The 21,636-nt window shown below is 41.3% G+C and carries 24 protein-coding genes; 3 read left to right on the forward strand and 21 right to left on the reverse strand.

The window, feature by feature from the left end; translation table 11 throughout:
- Window positions 1-10 precede the first annotated feature (10 nt).
- From ACIQXV_RS23365 to ACIQXV_RS23395, 7 genes are all read right to left on the reverse strand, one after another.
- Entirely contained in the window at window positions 11-1,009 is a 999-nt protein-coding gene (locus ACIQXV_RS23365; protein WP_402962687.1) for an ABC transporter ATP-binding protein, read from the reverse strand.
- 4 nt (window positions 1,010-1,013) lie between these two features.
- Window positions 1,014-1,967 (reverse strand): ABC transporter permease, encoded by a 954-nt coding sequence (locus tag ACIQXV_RS23370; RefSeq protein WP_402962690.1) that lies wholly within the window; start codon window positions 1,965-1,967, stop codon window positions 1,014-1,016.
- A complete protein-coding gene (locus ACIQXV_RS23375) occupies window positions 1,967-2,899 on the reverse strand; it encodes an ABC transporter permease (protein ID WP_402962693.1) in 933 nt (310 codons plus the stop codon). Before ACIQXV_RS23375 ends, ACIQXV_RS23370 begins: the two co-directional genes overlap by 1 nt.
- Window positions 2,900-2,912: 13 nt before the next feature.
- Window positions 2,913-3,737, reverse strand: coding sequence for a M55 family metallopeptidase (locus ACIQXV_RS23380; RefSeq protein WP_402962695.1), 825 nt, complete (start codon window positions 3,735-3,737; stop codon window positions 2,913-2,915).
- 147 nt (window positions 3,738-3,884) lie between these two features.
- Window positions 3,885-4,397, reverse strand: coding sequence for a hypothetical protein (locus tag ACIQXV_RS23385; protein WP_402962698.1), 513 nt, complete (start codon window positions 4,395-4,397; stop codon window positions 3,885-3,887).
- Window positions 4,398-4,423: 26 nt separating this feature from the next.
- Complete coding sequence (locus ACIQXV_RS23390; RefSeq protein WP_402962701.1) at window positions 4,424-4,915, reverse strand: hypothetical protein; 492 nt, start codon at window positions 4,913-4,915, stop codon at window positions 4,424-4,426.
- A gap of 456 nt (window positions 4,916-5,371) precedes the next feature.
- Entirely contained in the window at window positions 5,372-5,653 is a 282-nt protein-coding gene (locus ACIQXV_RS23395; RefSeq protein ID WP_402962704.1) for a hypothetical protein, read from the reverse strand.
- Window positions 5,654-5,836: 183 nt separating this feature from the next.
- On the opposite strand from ACIQXV_RS23395, the gene ACIQXV_RS23400 reads away from it, so the two are divergent.
- The 3 genes from ACIQXV_RS23400 (at window position 5,837) to ACIQXV_RS23410 (ending at window position 9,527) form a co-directional block, all read left to right on the forward strand.
- Window positions 5,837-7,027: an MFS transporter gene (locus ACIQXV_RS23400; RefSeq protein ID WP_402962706.1), complete on the forward strand. Its 1,191-nt coding sequence runs from the start codon at window positions 5,837-5,839 to the stop codon at window positions 7,025-7,027.
- 312 nt (window positions 7,028-7,339) lie between these two features.
- Window positions 7,340-8,488, forward strand: a complete 1,149-nt coding sequence (locus ACIQXV_RS23405; RefSeq protein ID WP_402962709.1) for a glycosyltransferase family 4 protein — start codon at window positions 7,340-7,342, stop codon at window positions 8,486-8,488.
- 46 nt (window positions 8,489-8,534) lie between these two features.
- Window positions 8,535-9,527 carry a metal-dependent hydrolase gene (locus tag ACIQXV_RS23410; protein ID WP_402962713.1) on the forward strand — a complete coding sequence of 331 codons (993 nt, stop codon included), beginning with the start codon at window positions 8,535-8,537 and terminating at the stop codon, window positions 9,525-9,527.
- 87 nt (window positions 9,528-9,614) lie between these two features.
- Here the strand turns inward: ACIQXV_RS23410 and ACIQXV_RS23415 are convergent, their stop codons facing one another.
- The 14 genes from ACIQXV_RS23415 to ACIQXV_RS23480 all read right to left on the reverse strand — a co-directional run bounded on the left by ACIQXV_RS23415 (window position 9,615) and on the right by ACIQXV_RS23480 (window position 21,625).
- Window positions 9,615-10,475, reverse strand: a complete 861-nt coding sequence (locus tag ACIQXV_RS23415) for a PhnE/PtxC family ABC transporter permease (protein WP_402962715.1) — start codon at window positions 10,473-10,475, stop codon at window positions 9,615-9,617.
- The gene (locus ACIQXV_RS23420; protein WP_402962950.1) at window positions 10,475-11,260 is read right to left on the reverse strand and encodes an ABC transporter permease subunit; all 786 of its coding nucleotides are present in this window, start codon (window positions 11,258-11,260) and stop codon (window positions 10,475-10,477) included. Before ACIQXV_RS23420 ends, ACIQXV_RS23415 begins: the two co-directional genes overlap by 1 nt.
- The gene (gene phnC, locus ACIQXV_RS23425) at window positions 11,250-12,038 is read right to left on the reverse strand and encodes a phosphonate ABC transporter ATP-binding protein (RefSeq protein ID WP_402962717.1); all 789 of its coding nucleotides are present in this window, start codon (window positions 12,036-12,038) and stop codon (window positions 11,250-11,252) included. Before phnC ends, ACIQXV_RS23420 begins: the two co-directional genes overlap by 11 nt.
- Window positions 12,039-12,078: 40 nt before the next feature.
- Window positions 12,079-13,140, reverse strand: coding sequence for a phosphate/phosphite/phosphonate ABC transporter substrate-binding protein (gene phnD, locus ACIQXV_RS23430; protein ID WP_402962718.1), 1,062 nt, complete (start codon window positions 13,138-13,140; stop codon window positions 12,079-12,081).
- A 140-nt stretch (window positions 13,141-13,280) separates the two neighbouring features.
- Complete coding sequence (locus ACIQXV_RS23435) at window positions 13,281-13,991, reverse strand: phosphonate C-P lyase system protein PhnL (protein WP_402962720.1); 711 nt, start codon at window positions 13,989-13,991, stop codon at window positions 13,281-13,283.
- A 52-nt stretch (window positions 13,992-14,043) separates the two neighbouring features.
- Complete coding sequence (gene phnM / locus ACIQXV_RS23440) at window positions 14,044-15,222, reverse strand: phosphonate metabolism protein PhnM (protein ID WP_402962722.1); 1,179 nt, start codon at window positions 15,220-15,222, stop codon at window positions 14,044-14,046.
- 27 nt (window positions 15,223-15,249) lie between these two features.
- Window positions 15,250-16,095: an ATP-binding cassette domain-containing protein gene (locus tag ACIQXV_RS23445; RefSeq protein WP_402962724.1), complete on the reverse strand. Its 846-nt coding sequence runs from the start codon at window positions 16,093-16,095 to the stop codon at window positions 15,250-15,252.
- A complete protein-coding gene (locus ACIQXV_RS23450; protein WP_402962726.1) occupies window positions 16,082-16,951 on the reverse strand; it encodes an alpha-D-ribose 1-methylphosphonate 5-phosphate C-P-lyase PhnJ in 870 nt (289 codons plus the stop codon). The genes ACIQXV_RS23445 and ACIQXV_RS23450 overlap by 14 nt, the downstream gene beginning before the upstream one ends.
- Complete coding sequence (locus ACIQXV_RS23455; protein WP_402962728.1) at window positions 16,935-18,080, reverse strand: carbon-phosphorus lyase complex subunit PhnI; 1,146 nt, start codon at window positions 18,078-18,080, stop codon at window positions 16,935-16,937. The genes ACIQXV_RS23450 and ACIQXV_RS23455 overlap by 17 nt, the downstream gene beginning before the upstream one ends.
- Window positions 18,080-18,712 (reverse strand): phosphonate C-P lyase system protein PhnH, encoded by a 633-nt coding sequence (gene phnH / locus ACIQXV_RS23460; RefSeq protein ID WP_402962729.1) that lies wholly within the window; start codon window positions 18,710-18,712, stop codon window positions 18,080-18,082. The genes ACIQXV_RS23455 and phnH overlap by 1 nt, the downstream gene beginning before the upstream one ends.
- A complete protein-coding gene (gene phnG / locus ACIQXV_RS23465; protein ID WP_402962731.1) occupies window positions 18,690-19,115 on the reverse strand; it encodes a phosphonate C-P lyase system protein PhnG in 426 nt (141 codons plus the stop codon). Before phnG ends, phnH begins: the two co-directional genes overlap by 23 nt.
- A gap of 166 nt (window positions 19,116-19,281) precedes the next feature.
- Window positions 19,282-19,983, reverse strand: coding sequence for a GntR family transcriptional regulator (locus tag ACIQXV_RS23470; protein WP_402962733.1), 702 nt, complete (start codon window positions 19,981-19,983; stop codon window positions 19,282-19,284).
- A gap of 112 nt (window positions 19,984-20,095) precedes the next feature.
- The gene (locus tag ACIQXV_RS23475) at window positions 20,096-20,740 is read right to left on the reverse strand and encodes a DapH/DapD/GlmU-related protein (RefSeq protein ID WP_402962736.1); all 645 of its coding nucleotides are present in this window, start codon (window positions 20,738-20,740) and stop codon (window positions 20,096-20,098) included.
- Window positions 20,741-21,625 carry a PHP domain-containing protein gene (locus tag ACIQXV_RS23480; RefSeq protein WP_402962738.1) on the reverse strand — a complete coding sequence of 295 codons (885 nt, stop codon included), beginning with the start codon at window positions 21,623-21,625 and terminating at the stop codon, window positions 20,741-20,743. It lies immediately after the preceding gene.
- Window positions 21,626-21,636 lie beyond the last annotated feature (11 nt).

A 21,636-nucleotide genomic window follows, 5' to 3' on the forward strand; every position in this document is an offset into this window, starting at 1 on the left:
TTTTTTATATTTAAACAAATGTTGAAACCAATTTTTTTGCCCGTTCATCCTGCAGCCAACAATCCACTTGATGATCGCTGCTAAGATGGGTTTTAAATGGGTATGCTTTATCACAAACTTCCATCCCATATGGACAGCGGGCTGAAAAAGCACATCCAACCGGCGGGGAAAATAAGTCTGGCGGTGTTCCTGGTATCGGAACAAGTTCTTCCTTTTCCATGTCCAAGCGTGGTACAGACTGAAGTAATCCCCTCGTGTATGGATGCTGCGGTTGGTAAAAAATTTCCCGCCTTGTCCCTAATTCAACGATTTTTCCTGCATACATAACCGCAACTCGGTCAGCAACCTGTGCTACTACACCCAAATCATGGGTAATAAGAATGATGGATACCCCCGTTTTCTTTTGGATATCTCTAAATAACTCCAAAATTTGTGCTTGTATCGTAACATCAAGCGCGGTTGTCGGCTCATCGGCAATTAATACCTCTGGACGACACACAAGGGCCATGGCGATGACAATTCGCTGCCGCATCCCGCCGCTAAACTGGTGAGGATATTGTTTCAGCCGTTGTTCAGGACTTGGAATTCCCACAAGGTTCAGCATCTCGATTGCCACTTTTCTTGCCTGGTCCCGAGAAAGCTTGTCGTGTTGGATAATTCCTTCCATGATTTGTTCCCCAATTGTAAGCGTTGGATTTAAAGCAGTCATCGGATCTTGAAAAATCATCGATATATTGGCACCGCGAAGTTTCCGCAGTTCTTTTTCTTTTAACTTCATTAAATCCTTGCCTTGGAAAAGGACTTCTCCTCCGGTAATTCTTCCTGGAGGACTGGGAATAAGCCTCATAATACTTTGAGAAGTTACACTTTTCCCACAGCCTGATTCCCCTACTATCGCTAATGTTTCACCTTTATGTAAGTCAAAACTGACACCGCGAACGGCATTTACTTCGCCGCCATAAGTGGAAAAGGATACGTGTAAATCCTTCACTTGAAGAATTTTCTCCATGTTGCTACCTCCTCAGTTTAGGATCTAGGGCATCCTGCAATCCATCACCTAAAACATTAAACGCAAACATTGTTAATGAAATAAACAATGTTGGAAAGAACAAACGCCACCAGTATCCTGAGAGAATAGTAGATAAGCCATCATTAGCCATTACCCCCCAGCTTGCATGCGGCGCTTGGATTCCGAGGCCGATGAAGCTTAAAAATGCTTCTGCAAAAATAGCTGACGGGATCGTTAGCGTCATTTGGACAATAATAGGACCCATTGTATTTGGCAGCAGATTTTTCCGGATAATTCGTGCCGTTTTTGTCCCAAACGTTTTCGATGCTAGAACAAATTCATAGTTTTTAATTTGTAAGACTTGCCCACGAACAATTCTTGCCATCCCAACCCAACCGGTTATGGACAAAGCTAGAATAATAGTAGTTAATCCCGGTCCAATAACGACCATAACTAAAATGACTACTAATAAATATGGAAGGCCATATAGGATTTCCACAAATCTCATCATCAGGTTATCAGTTCGGCCTCCTTTGTAACCGGAGAAACCGCCATAAACAATGCCAATAATAAAGTCAATAAGGGCAGCCATCAATCCGACGAATAATGAAATTCGCGCACCATAACATGTTCTTGTAAACACATCTCGCCCCAAATCATCCGTCCCAAACCAAAATTTACTTGATGGAGGCAAATTCTGCAGTGTTAACGTTTGTTTTTCCACCGAATGTGGTGAGATCATCGGTCCGAAAATCGCCAATAAGGTTAGGAAGGCTAAGAAAACTAAGCCGGCCATCGCTAATTTATTTTTTAAAAGCCTTAGCCAAGAATCCTTCCAGTACGACAAGCTAGGTCTTATGACTGCTTCAGCCGCTGTTTGATTTCGTGCTTTAGGAACAAACCATTCATCTGGAACATCTGGCGAAATATTTCTGTTGTCATGTTTCCGAAGTTCCATTATTTCGCCTCCTTTTTATTGAGCTTTATTCTCGGATCCAATACCCCGTATGCGAGATCGACTATTAACAGCATCAGAATCAAAATGGCACTATAAAAGACTGTTGTTCCCATAATGACTGGATAATCACGCGTATTGATACTGTCAACAAAATATTTCCCCATCCCAGGGATCGCGAATATTTTTTCAATAACAAAGGTACCTGTTAAGATACTGGCAGCTAATGAACCCAAAACGGTAACAACCGGCAATAGAGCATTTCTTAAGGCATGCTTGAACACAATTTTAACTGGGGATAATCCCTTTGCTTTTGCCGTTTTTATGTAATCTTGTGTTAATACTTCCAGCATAGATGTGCGAGTTAAGCGGGCGATAATCGCCATTGGTCCTGTTGCTAACGCCAAAATCGGCAATACCATATGTTTCGGGCTAGACCATGTAGCGACTGGAAATAACGGGAATCTTACTGCTAGTTCCTCAATCAAAAAAGTAGCCATGACAAAGTTCGGTATCGAAATTCCGATTACTGCGATACTCATCGCTACATAATCGAGGATTCCGTTATGCCGAAGGGCAGCAATCACTCCAAGTAATATCCCTGAAAAAACAGCCACTAAAAGTGTATAAAATCCAAGTTCAAATGATACTGGAAATCCTCTTCCCAGCAGGTCGTTAACGGTCTGTGATGATCTTTTAATCGACGGACCGAGGTCTAATTTTACAAGTGCTGCTAAGTAATTACCATATTGGACTATGAGTGGCTGATCTAGATGGTAATAGGCTTCGAGATTCTTTTGGACGGCTTCATTTGTTGTTCGTTCCTCATTGAATGGTGAACCTGGTACTGAATGCATTAAGAAAAAGGTTGCTGTAATGATGAGCCATAACGTGATGATCATCGCTGCAATTCGTTTTATGAAATATGAATTCATGCTTGTCCACTTCCTAACAGAATGTAGTTCTCATCGCCATTTCCGTCATTACCAACATTGCTTGGTATGCTTCCAAAATGTCTTTTGCTTGAAAACGAACAATGGTTGTTTCTGGGACAATTTCTGTGCCCGGCATTAAATTAGCCCATTCCGCTTCCCCATAGTTGGTAAATTCAATTGATAGAAGTGGTCTATCCGGCGGTGTAAGTGGTCTTACCTTATCTCTATTCTTTAGTGCGATAGCTGTTTTTTCACGGAGAAGCTGCCCCGCTTTAGCTGGTGTTAACGATTTGACTGCGGACCTTGAGATAGATTCTTTTACAACTGCGGTTGTCACACCCGGGATCAACTGCTCTGCTTCTATGGCAGCACGGTCATCGCCAGCAACCATCAAAAGCGGTACATCGTAATATCCTGCGACATAGGCGTTTAATCCTAGTTCGCCCACCGCTACATCATTTATGTACATATTGCGAACGCCAAAAATCATTGAATGGGACATGACCCCTTTTAATGCGGCGCGGGCATGGTAACCAACAAATGCTGCCCCCGTAAAGGACCTATCTAGTCCTTGGACCATTGAAAACGGTTTCACATCACCCGTTATTAATTGTGTCTCAGGGTGAAGTCTCTCTATTAATAGATTGTTCATTTTAGAATGGCTATCATTTACTACTACTTCATTACACCCTGAATCAAATGCAGACATTATGACATGGTTCGCTTCATCCGTCATAATAATACGGCTGCGTTCATAATTATGCTTGCCAGAATCAACTTGAGTGTGGTCAACCATCCCTGTGATTCCTTCCATGTCAACTGAAATATATAATTTCATCCCCAAACCCCTTTCTATCAATTTACAATTTTCTTATTATTATAAAATATTTTCTTCCATTTTACAAACCTATCATAAAGTGCGGTTAAAGGTGCCTGACCCCCGATGCGTTAATGTGTTAACGCATCGGGGATCAGGCACCAAAATTTATGATGGAGGCAGGGTAATTGATTGCATATGGCTTGCTTGCAACGATTGGAACATTTTTTCACCAAAGAATGCATTCGCTTTATTCTCTATTTCTATTAGAATTGCATCATTTTCACGAAGTATTTCTCGGATACGTTCTACAATTTGCATCGCGTTTGCACCGCTGATTTGTTTGGCAACCCGCTCTAGAAGAACCTTTGTATCAACCGAAAATATCCGCGCAAAGCCATGACACCTGACAATATTATGCAGGAGGAACTCGGAATATTCAGATGTGAAAGAACGGCGGATGCAGCCCCTCATTCCTGCATAACCATAGGAAACCTCTGATGCGGCACGATAAAACAAAATCATCCCATCTGCACGGCTTGATTCAGGATGCAGTCTGAGTTCCGTAATAGATGAAACTAACCGTTTCACTACTACTGTCCCTTGCTCTGTCGCTTCCCACCACTCGAATAAACGTTGTTGTTCCTCTTCACTCATATGAACAGAAGAATTTTCCGGCATTTCATTCTCTCCCTTTGACTATTCTGCTACAGGCGTGGGATGGCCTGAATGTTTTGAACTTTTTTCAGAATCACATACCACTCCGGGCCCAAAAGATCCTTGCCAAACTTGATGGCCTCGTTAATTTTTTCAGCTATTTGCCGGTTTAAAAAACGGCTTTGCTCGATTAAATAATAGGTATCTGGTCCGGCGTCCTTTGCTACTAGCTCAAAATTAGGGCTCAATTGTTTTTCGCTAATACGTAATGTGTCGAGGTCAAAAACAAGCATTTCTTTTCCTAGAGAAATCATTTCACCATTGCGGAGCCGCCCAATCGTCCCCCTTACAGCATCAAACCCGTAGCCGATATCTGCTACAGAAGCATGATATGGGTTCAGTCCCGGAGCATTCCGTAATGAAGGAATCACACGAAAACCAGTCGTAATGGAACAAACGACTTCCTTTGCAGCCATCCCTTTCCCTAAGGAAGCATCTATAGCATCAAGGTAACCATTCCACTGACTACTCCCTAAATTCAAATAAATCCTCTCTCCTTTCTACCGATAGTACATCTGCTATTCAATATCCCTTCAAGGTAAAATATTCAGTCCTATTCTGTCCTTATGATAAGTATTGGAGTATCTTAAATCTATTTGAGTTAAATTAAATTTTCAAACAAAACTCACAAAGGGACATAAATGAATATCTGCAAACATATATTTATAAAACATTTTCACTAGAAAGGGGAATCTTTACCTATGGATAAATGCATTTCTTGTGGAAAGGAATTATCAATTATGGAGCGGAATCGGACTGAATGCTGGGAGTGCAGAGATACGACGGTGGAAGCATATACGGAAGAGGAATAATTCATTCATTGGGTTGTTAAACAATTCCGATGAAAAGATAACTGTTAATTAATTTCATATATATTAACGAATACAACCTAAAAAAACACACTCGAAATCATATAGGATTTCGAGTGTGTTTTTTCTTTAATATTGAACCCTTCTAAGCATGTATTCAATCAAATCAATATTGTTATCAATGAAGTTTAGTCTTTCGCGAGCAATAACAGCCCATTCTGAACTTTGACCCATAGATGAGAAGATATGGCGATAGCTAAATGTGTATTTTGAATAAAGTTCAGAAATGACAAAGCTGATTCTTAATTTGCCTTTTTCTTTATTCGCTATATTTTCAAGGTCTTCATTTAACCAAGAAGGAGCATTCTCAATGGCTTTATTTACTAAGATGTCATTTTCCACAATATTCATCGCTTAACTCCTCGTACTGTTTTGTAATAATTCTAGCAAAACACGCACTTTGAAGCAAGAGGACGGTTTTTTACTCAAATTTTTCAAAACAGAATGTTACAGGTTCTTTTTGTTGTTTAACCAAATAGACAACTGTATAATTTTTACTTAGGTATACGAATAAAATCAGAAAGAGAGAAATACATGAAATCTTCAAATAAGTTGGCTCTATATATATTAATGTTTGATATGTTTATCACCTTTAGTGCGGTTGGACTCATCGTCCCCGTTATGCCAGCCTATTTAAAAACCTTTGGTGCAGCTGGGCAGGCATTAGGCTTTATTATTGCCGTGATCGCCTTTGCACAGTTTATATTCTCACCGGTTGCAGGGAATTTATCTGACCGCCATGGCCGTAAAAATTTAATCATTTTCGGTCTTTTTGTGAATGGACTTTCACAAATTGGCTTTGGGCTATCCACAGAACTATGGATGCTTTTTGTTTGCAGATTCTTTACGGGCGTCGGTTCAGCCTTTATTGTGCCTCCTATTATGGCCTATGCGGCTGATCTTTCATCAAATGCGGAACGAGGGAAAGCAATGGGCTGGATCGGTGCTGCGATTTCATTAGGCTTTATGATCGGTCCTGGGATTGGCGGATTTCTGTCAAATGTCAGCCTGCACTTCCCTTTCTATTTTGGAGGCTCCGCAACCATCATTGCTGGAATTCTATCTTTCATCTTCCTGCCATCCATCAAACCTGTTATAAAAGAGCAAGTTAAAAGTGAAAATTTATTTCAACAAATGGCACGCTCCATCAAAACTAAGTACTTTGTTTTATTAATCGTTGTGTTTGTCTTCTCTTTTGGAATTGCTAACTTCCAATCAACATTAACAATGTTCTTAACCTATAAATTTAATTACACCCCAAATGATCTTGCCATTGTCATGACGGCTGGCGGCTTTTTCGGCGTTATTGTACAAGCCTTTGTACTAAATAAGCTTTTTTCTGTGTTCGGTGAAATGAAAATCATTCTATTTGGTTTACTTGTTGCAGCGATTAGTCTATATGGCATGTTATATGTTAGCAGCTTTTTCATCATTCTATTGGTCGCCACCCTATTCTCGACAGCCACTACTTTAATTCGCCCTGCGGTCAATACGTTAATTTCAAAAACAGCCGGCGATGAACAAGGGTATGCTGCCGGTATGAATAATTCTTACATGAGTTTAGGCAACATGATTGGACCTGCATTAGCCGGGACCTTATTCGACTGGCATATGAATTTACCTTTTACAGTTGGCGCAATTATATTACTCGGATGTTTCTTCCTTACATTTGTCTGGACAAAGAGGAAGCATGGCGGCAGTTCTGTTGCTTCTATGTCCAAGTAGTGGAAGCATGAGAGGGATTCTTCTGGCTTCCTGAAAAAATATTCATACTTGTTGAGGCAGCCCGCCTAAGTTTAAAGGTCGAAGTAGAGACATTCTACTTCGACCTTTTTATGATTTTCCACGCAAAATGTTAAAGTAGACCCTAAATGCGGTTTTAATTCACAGAATCTTTACAATTATTTTACAGCATCTTAAGAAGATTCCCTCCAGATATCTAATACAATTAAGAGGAATTGACATTAGAAGAATCTTCATTAAGGAACGAGTGTAGGCCGCTTGCGGCAACTTTAATCTGTTAAGGAGGAGAATGTTATGAAAATTGCTATTTTCACAGATACCTTTTATCCGGATATCAATGGTGTGGCGAGAACGCTTAAGCACTTTACCAATTATTTAGAGAAACAAAACATCTCCTATAAAGTCTTTGCACCAGATTCGGAAGCCAATGCAAATGAATACATCTCGTCCCATATCAGCCGCTTTAAAAGCTGGTCCTTTTTCTTATATCCTGAGTGCCGCCTGGCTTTTCCTAATCTGTTTCGGATTAAGTCTGAATTAGAAGCCTTTTCTCCTGATATCATCCATGTCGCGACACCATTTAACATGGGGCTTTGCGGTATCTATCTTGCCAAAAAATTATCGATTCCGCTTGTTGGCTCCTATCACACCGATTTTGACTATTACTTGAAATTTTATGACCTTCAATTTTTTTCAAAAATCCTGTGGAAATACATGAAATGGTTTCATAAGCCGTTTAAAAAATTATTTGTGCCGTCACAGGAAACATTTACTCAACTCCATCGCCGTGGGTTTGCTAATTTAGAAATTTGGCCCCACGGAGTAGACTGTCAGCTTTTCCATCCACATTACGACAAACAAGCAATACGCGAGAAACGTGGGGTCACCAAAAAGTACCTTTTAACCTTTGTAGGCAGATTAGCACCGGAAAAGGATGTCAAGACACTCATGACCGCAGCCAAATCACTCCCCGCCAAGATCAATGAGCAGATTCAATGGTTAGTAGTTGGAGACGGTCCGTTAAGGGAAGAACTGGAGGTTGATGCCCCCACCAATATGACATTTACAGGATACGTAACAGGGGTAGAGTTAGCGGAAATTTACTCCGCATCTGACTTATTTGTGTTTCCTTCTCCTACTGAAACCTTTGGAAATGTTGTGATTGAAGCGTTGGCAAGCGGTACTCCTGTTATTACGGCTAATTCGGGCGGTGTAAAAAATATAATCAAGCAAGGGGCTACAGGTTATTTGTGTGAAACAGGCAATGCAGCAGCGTTTGCAGATGCCATCTTCAAGCTACTAGAAAATGAGGGCTTGCGAAGCCAATTTGCTCGTGAAGGGAGAGATTATGCTTTAGCACAAAGCTGGGATGCGATTTTATCCCAATTACTTTGGCATTATCAATCCGTTTTCGAGGATACAAACATAGAAAAATATGCTTGATTGCTAACGGGGGTTTATCCAATTAATAAGATTAAGGGGTGGCCGGATGGATACTTTTTCACATATTGTGATTGGCTTTGGCATTGGTGCTCTTGCTCAGATTGATCCTGTTGTCTCTGAGAATCAAACTCTATCACATGCAATCCTAATAGGTACCGTCATTGGTTCAAACGCGCCTGATTTTGATATTATCTACCGCCTAAAAGGAAAAGGCAGTTACTTCCGTCATCACAGGGGCTTGTCTCATTCCCTGCCTGCGCTTCCTTTATGGGCCATCCTGGTATCAGGTTTGCTGTATACGTTCATCCCAGGTATGGATTTCCTTTATTTATTTTTATGGACGCTTTTAGCGGTCATTCTGCATGTATTATTTGATTTTTTCAATGTGCATGGAACCCAAATCCTGCTGCCTTTTTCTCGAAAATGGATTTCCTTTGATGCGGTTCCATTAATCGACCCTTACATTCTAACGCTTCATTTTCTAGGATTTGGTTTACTCTTCTTCTATCAACCTGGCCTAACATTTTTGGCGATATATCTATTTATTTTTTTATACTTAGGGGTTCGGGCGTATTTAACGGCAGCAGCAAGACGTCACTTATACCACCATTTTATGAATGCTATCGGAATTAAGCTGATTCCGCGTATGACTCTATTGAAATGGGATGTCATCATTGAAACCGATGAAGATTTCTTATTTGGCGTCTACTCTGAAAAAAGTCTAGCTATAGAGCACACACTTTCTAAAAAAATTGATTTTCCCGTGTTAGTTTCAGACAGTCGAATGGACCAGTCTATTTCAGATTTTCTTGCTTGTACAACGTATGCCTACCCGTTTGTGGATGTAAGAAAAGACGGATACTTTATTTATTGGAAGGATCTCCGCTTTCGAACGAAAAAATTTTTTCCCTACCTGGCTATTCAATTTATTTCTTCTGATTTCAAACGTAAGAATAGCTATATAGGCAAAGTCCACTCGTTAAAACACTATAAAAAGGTGCATAGAGTTTTATCCAATTCGACCTCCTCAATTAAATAAAAACAGAAAAAAGATGACCATGGGCCCCAAATACCATGGTCATCTTTTCTCCGATTAAACACCAGTTGGATTTCTTCATTCGATAGGTTATCCACGGGTTTTCAAATTTTGTTTTATTCTAGTCGCTGCTAGTTCTAGGACAATGGCAACGATTAAGATGAAATAAGTAATTACACCGACTTCTCTAATAGCATAATAAAATCCGCTTGCCATAAACATATCGAATCCAATTCCGCCTGCGCCTGCAGCAGCACCCATCGCAACTGCCACTGCAAAATTAATTTCAAAACGCAGGAAAGTCCATGAGATTAAATAAGTAATGGTGGATGGGATAACGGCTTGAAAGACAATCTGCCACCAATTTGCTCCGCTTGCCCGGAGCGCTTCTATTATCCCTTCATCCATTTCCTCAAATGCCTCGGAATACGCTTTGATTAAATAACCGACAGAGTGAAATGTCATTCCAATTACCGCAGCCTCGCTTCCCAGACCTGCAGCAACGGCGAATATTAACACCCATAGGACTGTCGGGACCGATCGGATGAAGGTTACCACTCCCTTAATTGCTGTCGATACTTTTTTATTCGTTAAGTTCTGTGCTGCAAGTAAACCAAAGAACAGGGCGATCACAGCCCCAAATAATGTGGTTAGAAACCCAAGACCAAGGGTCACCGCTACCTGATAGACAGCCTTTCCAAATGTGAAATGGCTGAATTTGGGTTCAAGGAACATCGTTTTGACATTTTCTACTGTAGAGAGAGCAGCGTTGGCGAAGTTAATATCCTTATAATCAAAGCTATAGAATCCATAAATCGTCAAAATCACAAGAGAAATAAGGGTTGCAGGTATCACCGAGGACGTTTTGTTTATTGTCCTTACTCTTTTTGGTCTTGATCCACTTGCTTGAAGTCTGGTTCCTGTGCCAACCGGTAACGATTTTATTTCCACTATAAAATCACCCTTCTGATATAATTTGAAACCCATTCAATCATAAATATCGCTGCGATAATCACGATTACCACTAAGGATGCACTGTTATAATCAAGATTTTTATAGTACAAATTAAAAGCAAATCCAATACCCGTACCCGTTAAAATTCCTACTAAAGTGGCATTGCGGATATTGGTCTCAATCATAAATAGAATCCAACTGATCAACTGAGGAATAGTGGATGGAATGACTGATTGAAAGATAATCGAAAAGTAGCCGGCTCCAGTTGCCCGGAGTGCTTCCACTGAACTGCTACTGACTTCATCAATGGATTCGATAAAGGCTCTGGTCAGAAAACCGAAAGAACCAAAAAACAAAGCAAAATAACCCGTTAACGCACTTTGCCCGAATGAAAACAGCAGAATCATCGACCATGCAGAAATATCAATGTTCCGAAATACGGTGGCAATTCCTCTGCTGATTTTACTTAAGAAAGAATTAAATTGAGTTGCAGTCGAACCTGCGATGGAAAAAAACAATGCTAGGATAGAAGCAACCGTTGTTGCTGCAATAGAAACTAATATTGTTTGCTGAAGTTTATCCAATATATTTGGCAGTTTCTCCATTGAAGCCGCATCAGGATAAAAATTTGAGAAGGACCATACAATCGCCTCTGGAATGGAGGAAAGGCCCCTAGCCAGATTAAATTCTGTCATGACGACAGCTACAATCGTGGCGGCTGCGAGCAATATAATAAATGCCAATGAACGAATCTTTTTTGATAAAAAAATATCAGCCTGCATTTCTGCCACCCATTTCAAAAATCAGTTCCCCGGCTTCAGAGCCGTAAATTTTGTGGATGATCTCATCTGTTATATCTTCGGGAGCGCCATCAAAAACCACTCTCCCCTGGTTAACTCCAATAATTCGATCTGAATATTTTAATGCTGCATCTACCTGGTGAAGATTAACCAGGCATGTAATACCATAGGAAGTTGTGATATTTCTTAGATGATCCATTATGACTTTGGATGAATTCGGATCAAGTGAAGCAATCGGTTCATCACACAACAGCATTTTTGGCTCCTGGATTAAAGCTCTGGCAATTCCTACACGCTGTTTTTGTCCACCGCTCAGTTGATCAGCTCGTTTATAAATCTGTTCCCCTAGTCCCAATCCTTCAAGCAAGTTCAAGGCCATTTCTTTTTCGTCTTGATTGTATATTCCCAATACACCAGCAAAGGTTGATTTATAGCCTAATCTTCCATGGAGAACATTTTCCATGGCGCTCAATCGTTTAACTAGATTGTAATGTTGAAAAATCATTCCAATTTTAGTTCGGAGTGTTTTCAGATTCTTTTTTCCGAGTGTACAAACATTGTTACCATCAAAAATGATGTCTCCGCTGCTAGCATCAATCATCCTATTGATGCAGCGAAGGAGAGTTGATTTCCCTGCTCCTGACGGCCCAATGATGGAAACAAACTCCCCTTCTTTAACAGAGAAATTAACATCCGATAGCGCTTTTGTATCCTTCCCATATTGCTTTGATACACTTTTCAGTTCTAATAGCACAGTCATCGTTAACACCCCTTGCATTCAATTAGTTTTCACTCTTCGATTACTTAGACAGTTCTCGAATTGGGTCAAAAAATTTATCTTCAACCTTTAACAAACGTTCTTTTCCTGATTTCTTGCTGAACAGCCCGGAAAATTTAGAGTCTGCAGGCACAAATACTTTTTCATTTCCAGCTATTTTATCACTCGTTAATAATTCAAGAATCTTCTTTTGATCCTCTTCATTAATCTCCTTTGTGTTAACAACAAATGGTGCGTTTAAAACTGGTGTAACAGAAATAAGCTCAAATTCTTTACCTGGAAGAGTATTAAACGGCTCAGCAGCATCTTTTTTCACTTTGTAAATAGCCCCAGGTCTGTTTTCATCTCCATTGGCAAGTTCTACATAGTTGTTTACACATGTATCACAAAAGGCAGCAATATCAGCTTTACCCGTTAATAGATTGACTGCAGAGCCCTGATGAGATCCTCCATATAACACTTCACTAAAAAACTTGTCCTTTCCACCTTCTTGCAAATCTTCTGCTTTTAAATCCTTGTAGTCACCCTTTTTGCTGAAATAGTCAACAATTCCTGTCGAAGGAACCTTAAACCCAGACGTAGAGCTGTTCGAAACAAAAGAAAATTTCTTTCCAGCAATATGATCAAGAGAAAATTTATTACCGTCTTTGTATTTACTTGCATCACCTTTATTTACTGCCAGCCAGCTGTAGTAAACGGCATCATCAAGCGTGCCCGATTCACCGCTCGGAACGGCCAGTGGAAGCACCTTCTCATTTTTCTTATGTGCTTCAATATAACCTTGTGCCCCTAGGAATGCCACATCCGCATTTCCGTTTGCAATGGCTTCAATCGCAACGATATAATCCGTTGTCGTCTTATGTTCTACTTTTTTCCCTGTTGCTGCTTCAATTTCTTTTCCAATCTCTGTTCTAGCTGCTTCTAAATCTGCACCGGATTCATTAGGCAGCCAAGCAATCGTAATCTTGTCATCAGCTGATTTCCCTGCAGCAGCCCCTTCTGTTTTCGATGAACATCCCGCTGCAAAAATGGTTAAAGCAGACATAGAAACTAACAACGCACTTTTCAATAGTGATTTCTTCATTTGTAGAAACCCCTCCTAGGGATACAAGATTTTGGTCTTTTCAATTTCCTTTCATGCCTAGACAACTGAATTATACAAAGCTACTATTAATAGACTGTAAATTTACTATTTTGAATTTGCTAAGTTATGGTAAAAAATTATTAAGACTTCGTTGAAATGAGAAATTTCCCCGCCTGGATATTGTATTCCCTGTCGCACAAATCCTTCATAAATTCGAGATCATGAAAAATACCAAGCATTGTGGTTCCTTCCTTCATCAGCTGTTTGATTAACACCTTTACTTTTTGTTTGGAGGTCCCATCAAGACTTGCCGTAGGTTCATCTAAGAGCAAAAGCCTTGGCCGCTTGACCATTGCTCTAGCAATGTTAAGACGCAGCTTCTCTCCTCCTGAAAAAGTGGCTGGATAACTATCCCAAAGTTCCTTATCTAATTCAAAATGCTCAAGCATTTTCACTGTTTCCATTTCTGCGGTGTTTTCCTGACAGCCCATTTCCATAATAGATTGCTTCACCAGCTCTCTGGCAGTTGTTCTAGGCATCACATTAAGAAACTGCGACACATAACCAATTTCATGCTTTCGCAAATCAACAATCTCCCGCTCATTAGCTGAGGCTAGGTTAATCGGGCCGAATTTCGTTGAGTTGTACCAAATATCACCTTCATCGGACAAATAGGTGCGATATATACATTTTAAAATGGTCGATTTCCCACTGCCGCTTTTACCTGTTATTCCGATAAATTCCCCTTCTTTAACATAAAGACAGATATTATTAATTGCTTTAATCTGCTTGTTCAGATTGTGCAGCCTAAACGATTTGGCTAAACCTTCAATTGATAGGATGTTTTCCATTAATCCACCTTCTTTCATTAAAATAAACCAACTCTGCCGCTTCTGCTTCCTGTCAAATGCGGTAGTTTGTTTTTTGAATCAGCTTCCCGTCTACCATTACCGCAGTAATCACCGGAAAATCAGGCTGGATTTTTTCAATAATGAGCAAATCTGCCTTTTTACCTTCCTTGATCGACCCTATTTCATGATCAAGGTTTACTGCCTTTGCCGGATTGATCGTTACCAGCTTGAACATTTGAGCTAAATCAAGGTCATATATCTGATGCAGCTCAAAAATGGAATGCAGCATCGCTGCTGGGTAATAATCACTGCATAAAATATCGATGGCCTTCTCCCTGATGGCTTCAGCCGCGGAAAGATTCCCGCTGTGCGAGCCTCCCAGCAAGACATTTGGCGCTCCTGCCACCGTGTACATCCCTTGTTCTTTTGCCTTTTTAGCGATTTCCATTGTAATCGGAAATTCGCTGATTTGCGCACCTAAGCTTTTAACCAACTCCAGCTTTTCTAGTGAATCATCATCATGTGAAGCAATGGCAATATGATTTTCCGCTGCTGCCTGGGCGATTTCCTGCATTGCTTCAATCGCAACCTTCTCTTTGGTCAGATGCTTGGTTATAATTCTATCAATCTCTGCATCACTAATATCGTTGTAGCCTTTCACTGTATGCCGATAGACTTCCAGGTCACGATATTGTCCCTGCCCCGGGGTATGGTCCATGAAGGAAATCAGGTGTACCTTTTTTTCGGCAATATAGGACTTTAGATTATCAACCTCATCCACATTGTCGATTTCAAACCTCGCATGAAAGCGATGGCGCACTAGATGGCTGTTAGTATGGCTCTGTTCAATCAGGTCAATAAATTTCCTGACGTTTTCAGGCTCACGAATCGGTTTATAGGCATACTCCGTAAATTTAAACAAGGAAAGGGAGTGAAACATGGTAGTAATGCCATGGGCAATTAACTCTTTTTCCGCTTCCCTCAGACTTAAATGGAAATTCATCAAGGAAGTAGGCCGTGGTGCTGCCATATTTTCTATATAATCTGAGTGAAGATCAATAAATCCCGGGGAAATAAAGCCGCCAGCAGCATCTATGACCTCCATCGTTTCCTCAACCGGTATTTCACCCCTGAAAGCAATTTGTTCAATTCTGTCTTCCTTGATGAGCAGGTCAAAGCCCTCCAATATGGCTGCTTCTGTCACGATTTTACCGTTTGTAATCAGGTACATCCTTTTTTTCCTCCTTCTATACAGAACTTAAAGAAGCGATTGAACGAGCTGTTGCGTGTAAGGACCTTGCGGGTCTTCAAGAATTTGATCCGTTAATCCCTGTTCGATAACTTTCCCATCTAGCATGACTAACGTGCGGTCCGCAAGCATCCGAATTACCCCAAGGTCATGAGAGACAATAATCATGCTGATGGCAAGCTCCCTTTGCAAATGTTTGATTAAATCCAAAACGCTTGCCTGGACAGATAAATCCAGCCCGGTCGTCACCTCATCTAGCAGCAGGATTGGTGGATTATTGGAAAGTGCCTTCGCGATCTGGACCCGCTGCTGCATACCGCCGGAAAAATTTTTTGGTGCTTCTTTCATGCGGTAATCCGGTATATTCACATATTCGAGCAGTTCCTTTCCTCTCGATTCCATCTGCCCTACATTCCGATTCCCGGCTGCAATCAGTTTTTCGGCAATATTCCCGATAGAAGAAAAATTCATTTTCAGACCTAGCAAAGGGTTTTGGTACACCTTTCCTATTAAGTGATTACGAATATACCGTTTTTTCTGCGAAGATTCCTGAAACAGATTCTTCGCCCCTCCTTCATACTGGTTCAGATAAGCCTCACCGCTTGTTACTTCCTGGTCAAAATAAAGACATCTCATCAGCGTGGACTTGCCGCTCCCGCTTTCGCCAACAATTCCTAAGATTTCTCCGGGATACAAGTCAAAGCTGATATCCTGGCAGGCGTAAACTGTTCCGCATGCCTTGCAATAATTTTTAATCAGTGCCCTTCCCATCTGGTCCCGGCAAATACTGCAGCCAGCGCCAAATTGTTTGTTTACGTTTTTTATCGATAGGATCGGCGCCTCAATGCTGCTCATTTCCCTCACCTCCTACTGTTTGTTTTTGATTCATTTGGGACAAGCAATAGCTGGTATCATTGCATTGAAAGTAAGTTTCGCCTGTTTCATCATCGAAAAGCTCATCCATAAAGACCCCTGTGGAGCCGCACATCCGGCAGCTTTTATCCTCAAACGATTCCACTGCAAATGGATAATCCTCAAAAGCCAGCGATTCGACATCCGTAAAAGGAGGCACAGCATAGATTTTTTTCTCCCGGCCTGCGCCCAGCAGAATTAAGCCCTTAGACTTGTGCATTTTAGGATTATCGAATCTTGGAATTGGACTTGGTGCCATAACATAACGGTCGTAGACCATGACCGGATGGTCGGCATCTGTTGTGGTTGTCCCAAATTTCATGATCTGCTCGAACAGCATGACCCATGCCCCGCTGTATTCCTTTTCAGCATGAAGCTTTTTCGTTTCCCATTCACTCGGCTCATAAAAACGCAGGGGTTCTGGAAGAGGGACCTGTAAGACTAGAATCTGATTTTCCCTTAATGGGACTTCCGGAATCCGGTGTCTAGATTGAATAATCGTTGCCTTTTCGGTTTCTTCGGTCACTTCAATTCCGGTTGTATCGGAAACAAGCTTTTTGATATTGACTGCATTGACAGATTCATCAGAACCTTGGTCAATCACTTTTAAACTATCGTTTTTGCCGACAAGGGAGAGTGTTAACTGAAGCCCGCCTGTCCCCCAGCCTCTGGCTATGGGCATTTCTCTTGAGGCAAATGGCACCTGATACCCGGGAATAGCGATGGCTTTTAACGTTGCTCTCCTGATTTCCCGCTTGGAGCCCTCATCAAAAAAACCAAAGTTATATTTTAATTGCATTTGTACCGATCTCCTCCCTGTTCGTCAACTCTTCCTGTTTTTTCGTTTTTCTGACACTGTCCAGCTTCGATTGGAACGTGACATAATGCGGCATTTTCAGATGTGAAATAAATCCTGTAGATTCCACGGAATCAATGTGGTAAAGGACAAACTCTTCGTCCTGTGTAGGAAACTCGGCATTGCCTTTTTCAAGGCTGTGATCGAGAATTCCCATGGCGATGGCTTTTGTTTCATTTTGTCCATAGCAAATGCCATAGCCGATTTCAAACTCAATCTCTTCCTTCCCGTTTCCTTTCTGAATCGGCACAGGAATCAGCATTTCCGCTTCTGTCACTTTGATTTCACCAATATAATAGGAATCCTCTTCTTCCTTCCACTCATCCACTGGATTATCGATGTAGAGCGGCTGACTCCCGATGCGAAGTTCACCGACCGTTGGGTGCAGGGCTCCATACCCGCGAATAACAGCATAAGCAAGCGAGGTTACAGCCCCGGTCTGACCGCGTGTTAAAATTTGCAGGCGCTGGCTTCTAGTACTTGGGAACTCCAGACTTTTTTTTGTGATGTCATCAGGCACTCTGTCATTAGGGCTGCACTCTGCCATTAACCCTTGTTTTCTTATATAGTCGAGAACTTTTGGAAAACGTCCTGTATGATTACTATCATTAATCTGCAGGCTTTCAAGCTGAAAGTCTTGAAGCCATTGCCTAGCATCCTCATCCTTTTCCGAAACAAGATCAAAATCCAGCAGACGGTGGGTATAGTCCGTTGTCGCCCCTAAAACCTGTCCTCCTGGTATATCTTTAAAACTTGCTGAGATCCTTCTTTCGATTACCATTTCCTCAGGATCGGCAATTCTGGTGTAATGCTTTCTTGGCAGTGTGGACCTGTAGGCCCTGAGCTGGAATACAGCTTCTTCAGGATTCCCTTCCGCCTGTTTGATGGCTATGGCAGCAAGTATCGGTGAATAAAGGCTGCTTTCTGACATTACTTGGTCAATCAACCCTCTCATTCCCGCTTCGATTTTTTCTATTTCCAGAACGGTTCCATGCTTTAACCTTTCATATTTCAAGCGCTTGATCGATTCTTCAATGGCCTGTGTTCCGCCTTTTACCGCAACGTATCCCATTAAATTGTCACCCGTTTCTTAATTTGAGTGGTCCTAGGCAAACAAAGAATAGAATGGCTGGTATCTGTTAAGATGGTGTCAATTCCCAGCGGGTATTCCTTATTTTTTTCAGCCCGTAAATCCAGCCATGTATCAGCTCCATCAATACTTGCTTCCTGCTCTGTTTCAATCCCGGATCCGGTCATAACAAGGTCGATGCCCGTACTGACACTTTCCGTTTCAATAATCAGAATGGCTGATTCATGCGGATTCATGAGACTTCCGGTCTTGGCTGATCTGATTGCTGTCTCAAGTTGATTCCGATCACAATCTTTTAAGATAAAAATAAAGTCAGCCTCATTGGCCTCTGCTGCTTTTGCATAGGTTAACTGATTCAGCATGCCAGTTATTTCCTCTTCCCGTTTTGAAACCACCTTAAAGGTTACTTCTATATCCAGAAGCATCAGGGCTAAAACCTTTGTTGAGGGAAAACAGCCTGTATGAAACTCAATCATGGCGGTCTCTTCCTGCAGGGTGGAAATCAAACCCGGTCTAGAAATCGAATCAACTACCTTGCGATAGGCACTTTGTATATCATGAACTAAATCAAATTTCATCATGTCACCATCCTTATTCCGTATCCATTGTTTCAAAGCTTACCTTCGTTTTCAGGACCTGTTTCAATTTGTCGGCCCGATCCATGGCAATCTTTTTCTCTTCCTCCAGCAACAGTTTCTCCCAGCCTTCCGTTTCTTTCAGTCTGGCTGTATAGGCTGCATCAATGACAGCCAATTGATAGGCAAGCTCTTTTTCGTGGCCGGTTACCACCCCAATACCCAAGGAATCATGAATGCGAACTTTGCATTCCGTAACAAAAACTTCACCTATATAGAAAAGGCTTTTCTTGGCGGATTCTCTAACCTTCACCATGACGAGCCCATCATTCGGCTCCTCCATTATTGAGGCTTTATAGTTTTCTAGTATTTCGTTTGCCATTGCGGCTGCCAGTTTTTTAGAACCGTTGATTAAAATCTCTGTTCTTCTTTTTCTTCTCATCAGCCTGCCTCCGTTTTTAATAGATTTCCTATTTCCAATGTACCTTGTTGCCAAGCTGGTGAATGTTAAGAGACTGTTAAAAGCGATAATGTATTGTTAACCACGTGTAAATGAATGTTTCAACGCTTTTGTCGCAAAAAAAATAACCAGCATTTCTGCTGGTTGGTTATATGACATAAGTGAATCGATCACTTCGATAGATAATTTTAGTACATTCCAATACAGTTCCTGTTTCTTGATCCAAGCAGCCAGATTCTAAAATTAACAGCGGTACCAAGCTCGAGCAGCGAAGAACCTCCCTTTCAAATTTAGTTGGGAACATCACGCTTAAAGTACTGGAAGCTGAAGTAAATTCCGAAAACCCTTTTTTATGATAATAATCAAACATCGACGTAATACCTGGTCCCTCGGCTTCGATATCTTGAAACACCGATTGAGCCACAAAAGAAATATGTAAGGCTATCGGTGTTTGATCTACCAGCCTAAGCCTGCCGATTTTAAATACTTTGTCCATCTCATCAGCACCCAAAAACTGGAAAACCATCTTATTATAATCGGTTTTCTCACAGAAGATGGTTCTAGATTCAAAAGGATAGCCCAGTTCGCTCATTTTTTTGCTGAAGGAAACATTACCGGAAAGCATGAGAGGAATTTGTTTTTTTCTGTCTTTCACAAAGCTCCCTTTCCCTTGTTTGGAATAAATATAGCCAAGCTCCTGCAGCCTTTCATATGCCTTCCGTATCGTCATTCTGGGAACCAAATACTGATCAGCCAGCTCATTTTCCGAAGGAAGCTTCTCCTCCTGTCCATATTTTCCTGATTGGATATCTGCAATCATTTCATCAACAATTAACATTTCGTCTACCATAACCATCCCTCCGAAAGCTTTGTTCTTCATTAGTATATCAAAGCAACTTTATGCAAGGATAATTGAAAAAGACGGTCTACCTTTTTTCGGTAACACCGCCTTCAGCCAAGAATTATTTCTCTTTTTGTTCATATTTCTCAAGGAAGTTTTCCAAATCATTTAGTTCATAATATCGCTCTTCTATCACTTCTCTCGGCCAATTCCACCAGGCAATTTGCTGCAATTTCTCTGCAATCTCTCTTGAAAAGCGCTCTTTAATTAGTTGGGCCGGTACTCCGCCCACAATCGTGTATGGCTCGACATCTTTTGTCACCACTGCTCCGGAGGCGATGACGGCCCCATTTCCTATTTTTACGCCTTTCATAATAATAGCTCCGTGCCCAATCCAAACATCATGGCCAATCGTGACACGATTCAGCCGTCTCCAGTTAAAAATCTCCTCATCATCTGTGTCAGCAAGTCGATATGAAATTCGGCGGTAAGTCATGTGATGCTGCGTCACACGGTCCATTGGGTGATTGACAGGATTGATACAGACGTAGGAAGCAATCGAGCAGTACTTGCCAATTTCCGTATAATTAATGGTTACATCATCCATGGTATAAGTGTAATCCCCAATTTTTGATTCAATAATTTTATTGCTTGGACCAATGGATGTCCAGTTTCCTGCATAGGTATTTACGATATGACTGGTTGGGTCGACCATAGGCTTTGACAACTGGATTTTCTCTTTTTTAGGCTGATGGATAAAGTTCATTTACATCCTTCCCTTTTCGACTAAAGTTAAAGATGTCAAGACTTCTTTCCGTTTCTTTAATCCCTCGACTGCCTTTTTTCCCGGATCTTTCGAGCCAAGTACCACCTCATTTTCACCATAAGATCCATGAAAATCGGTGCCTCCGGTCATAATTAGGTCATATTCTGCTGCAAATTGTTTCGCTCTTTCCACATCCACTGGAGAATGAAGCGGGTGCCATACTTCAATTCCTTGAAGGCCAGCTTCCACAAGCTCAGGCACAGCCTCAAAGCTCTTGTATTGGCCAGGATGGGCAAGTACCGGCACTCCTCCGGCTTGAAGAATCGCCTGGATGGCCGATTGGACATCGACATACTTGACAGGAACAAAGGCAATTCCCGGAGCTTCGCCATTTTGACCGCGGGAGAATAACTTTTTATATAAGTCTCCATAAATGGAATCTGTATAACCATTATCGATTAAGGCATGCATGATGTGCTGTTTATAAACACCCGTTCCGCCTTTTGCATATTTTTCTACCTGCTCCCATGTAATGGAATAACCCGCTTCTATTAAATTTTGAACCATGATGTAAGAAGCCTGATGGCGTTCCTTAAGTAGCGGTTCGCAAAGGTCTTGAATCGCGGAATGTCCAGGTTCAATGAAGTAACCAAGAACATGGATTCTTCGATTTCTATTAAAGTCATAGGCGGATATTTCTATACCCGGGATAATTTCGATTCCTTTTTCCTTTCCTAAGACAGTCATTTCCTCCAGCCCTTTTGTTGTGTCATGGTTTGTAATGGCTAGATGGGTTACATTTTCCTTCAGTGCATGCTGTACAATCTCTTCGAAAGAAAAAGAGCAATCTGAGATATTCGTGTGGCAGTGTAAATCAACTTTCATCTTAGCTTCCC

It is taken from the genome of Neobacillus sp. NPDC097160, assembly GCF_044762155.1.
Lineage (GTDB): Bacteria > Bacillota > Bacilli > Bacillales > Cytobacillaceae > Neobacillus.

Excerpts from the sequence above, each read along its gene's own strand:
- ACIQXV_RS23435 (WP_402962720.1), bottom strand. The coding sequence starts at position 13,991 with ATGGAAAACATCCTATCAATTGAAGGTTTAGCCAAATCGTTTAGGCTG.
- ACIQXV_RS23410 (WP_402962713.1), top strand. The coding sequence starts at position 8,535 with ATGGATACTTTTTCACATATTGTGATTGGCTTTGGCATTGGTGCTCTT.
- ACIQXV_RS23370 (WP_402962690.1), bottom strand. The coding sequence starts at position 1,967 with ATGGAACTTCGGAAACATGACAACAGAAATATTTCGCCAGATGTTCCA.
- ACIQXV_RS23400 (WP_402962706.1), top strand. The coding sequence starts at position 5,837 with ATGAAATCTTCAAATAAGTTGGCTCTATATATATTAATGTTTGATATG.
- ACIQXV_RS23470 (WP_402962733.1), bottom strand. The coding sequence starts at position 19,983 with ATGGTAGACGAAATGTTAATTGTTGATGAAATGATTGCAGATATCCAA.
- ACIQXV_RS23395 (WP_402962704.1), bottom strand. The coding sequence starts at position 5,653 with ATGAATATTGTGGAAAATGACATCTTAGTAAATAAAGCCATTGAGAAT.
- ACIQXV_RS23365 (WP_402962687.1), bottom strand. The coding sequence starts at position 1,009 with ATGGAGAAAATTCTTCAAGTGAAGGATTTACACGTATCCTTTTCCACT.
- phnM (WP_402962722.1), bottom strand. The coding sequence starts at position 15,222 with ATGTACCTGATTACAAACGGTAAAATCGTGACAGAAGCAGCCATATTG.
- ACIQXV_RS23420 (WP_402962950.1), bottom strand. The coding sequence starts at position 11,260 with ATGCAGGCTGATATTTTTTTATCAAAAAAGATTCGTTCATTGGCATTT.
- ACIQXV_RS23480 (WP_402962738.1), bottom strand. The coding sequence starts at position 21,625 with ATGAAAGTTGATTTACACTGCCACACGAATATCTCAGATTGCTCTTTT.
- phnC (WP_402962717.1), bottom strand. The coding sequence starts at position 12,038 with ATGACTGTGCTATTAGAACTGAAAAGTGTATCAAAGCAATATGGGAAG.
- ACIQXV_RS23455 (WP_402962728.1), bottom strand. The coding sequence starts at position 18,080 with ATGGGATACGTTGCGGTAAAAGGCGGAACACAGGCCATTGAAGAATCG.
- ACIQXV_RS23405 (WP_402962709.1), top strand. The coding sequence starts at position 7,340 with ATGAAAATTGCTATTTTCACAGATACCTTTTATCCGGATATCAATGGT.
- phnG (WP_402962731.1), bottom strand. The coding sequence starts at position 19,115 with ATGAGAAGAAAAAGAAGAACAGAGATTTTAATCAACGGTTCTAAAAAA.
- ACIQXV_RS23375 (WP_402962693.1), bottom strand. The coding sequence starts at position 2,899 with ATGAATTCATATTTCATAAAACGAATTGCAGCGATGATCATCACGTTA.
- ACIQXV_RS23475 (WP_402962736.1), bottom strand. The coding sequence starts at position 20,740 with ATGAACTTTATCCATCAGCCTAAAAAAGAGAAAATCCAGTTGTCAAAG.
- phnD (WP_402962718.1), bottom strand. The coding sequence starts at position 13,140 with ATGAAGAAATCACTATTGAAAAGTGCGTTGTTAGTTTCTATGTCTGCT.
- ACIQXV_RS23385 (WP_402962698.1), bottom strand. The coding sequence starts at position 4,397 with ATGCCGGAAAATTCTTCTGTTCATATGAGTGAAGAGGAACAACAACGT.
- ACIQXV_RS23450 (WP_402962726.1), bottom strand. The coding sequence starts at position 16,951 with ATGCAATTAAAATATAACTTTGGTTTTTTTGATGAGGGCTCCAAGCGG.
- ACIQXV_RS23445 (WP_402962724.1), bottom strand. The coding sequence starts at position 16,095 with ATGAGCAGCATTGAGGCGCCGATCCTATCGATAAAAAACGTAAACAAA.
- ACIQXV_RS23380 (WP_402962695.1), bottom strand. The coding sequence starts at position 3,737 with ATGAAATTATATATTTCAGTTGACATGGAAGGAATCACAGGGATGGTT.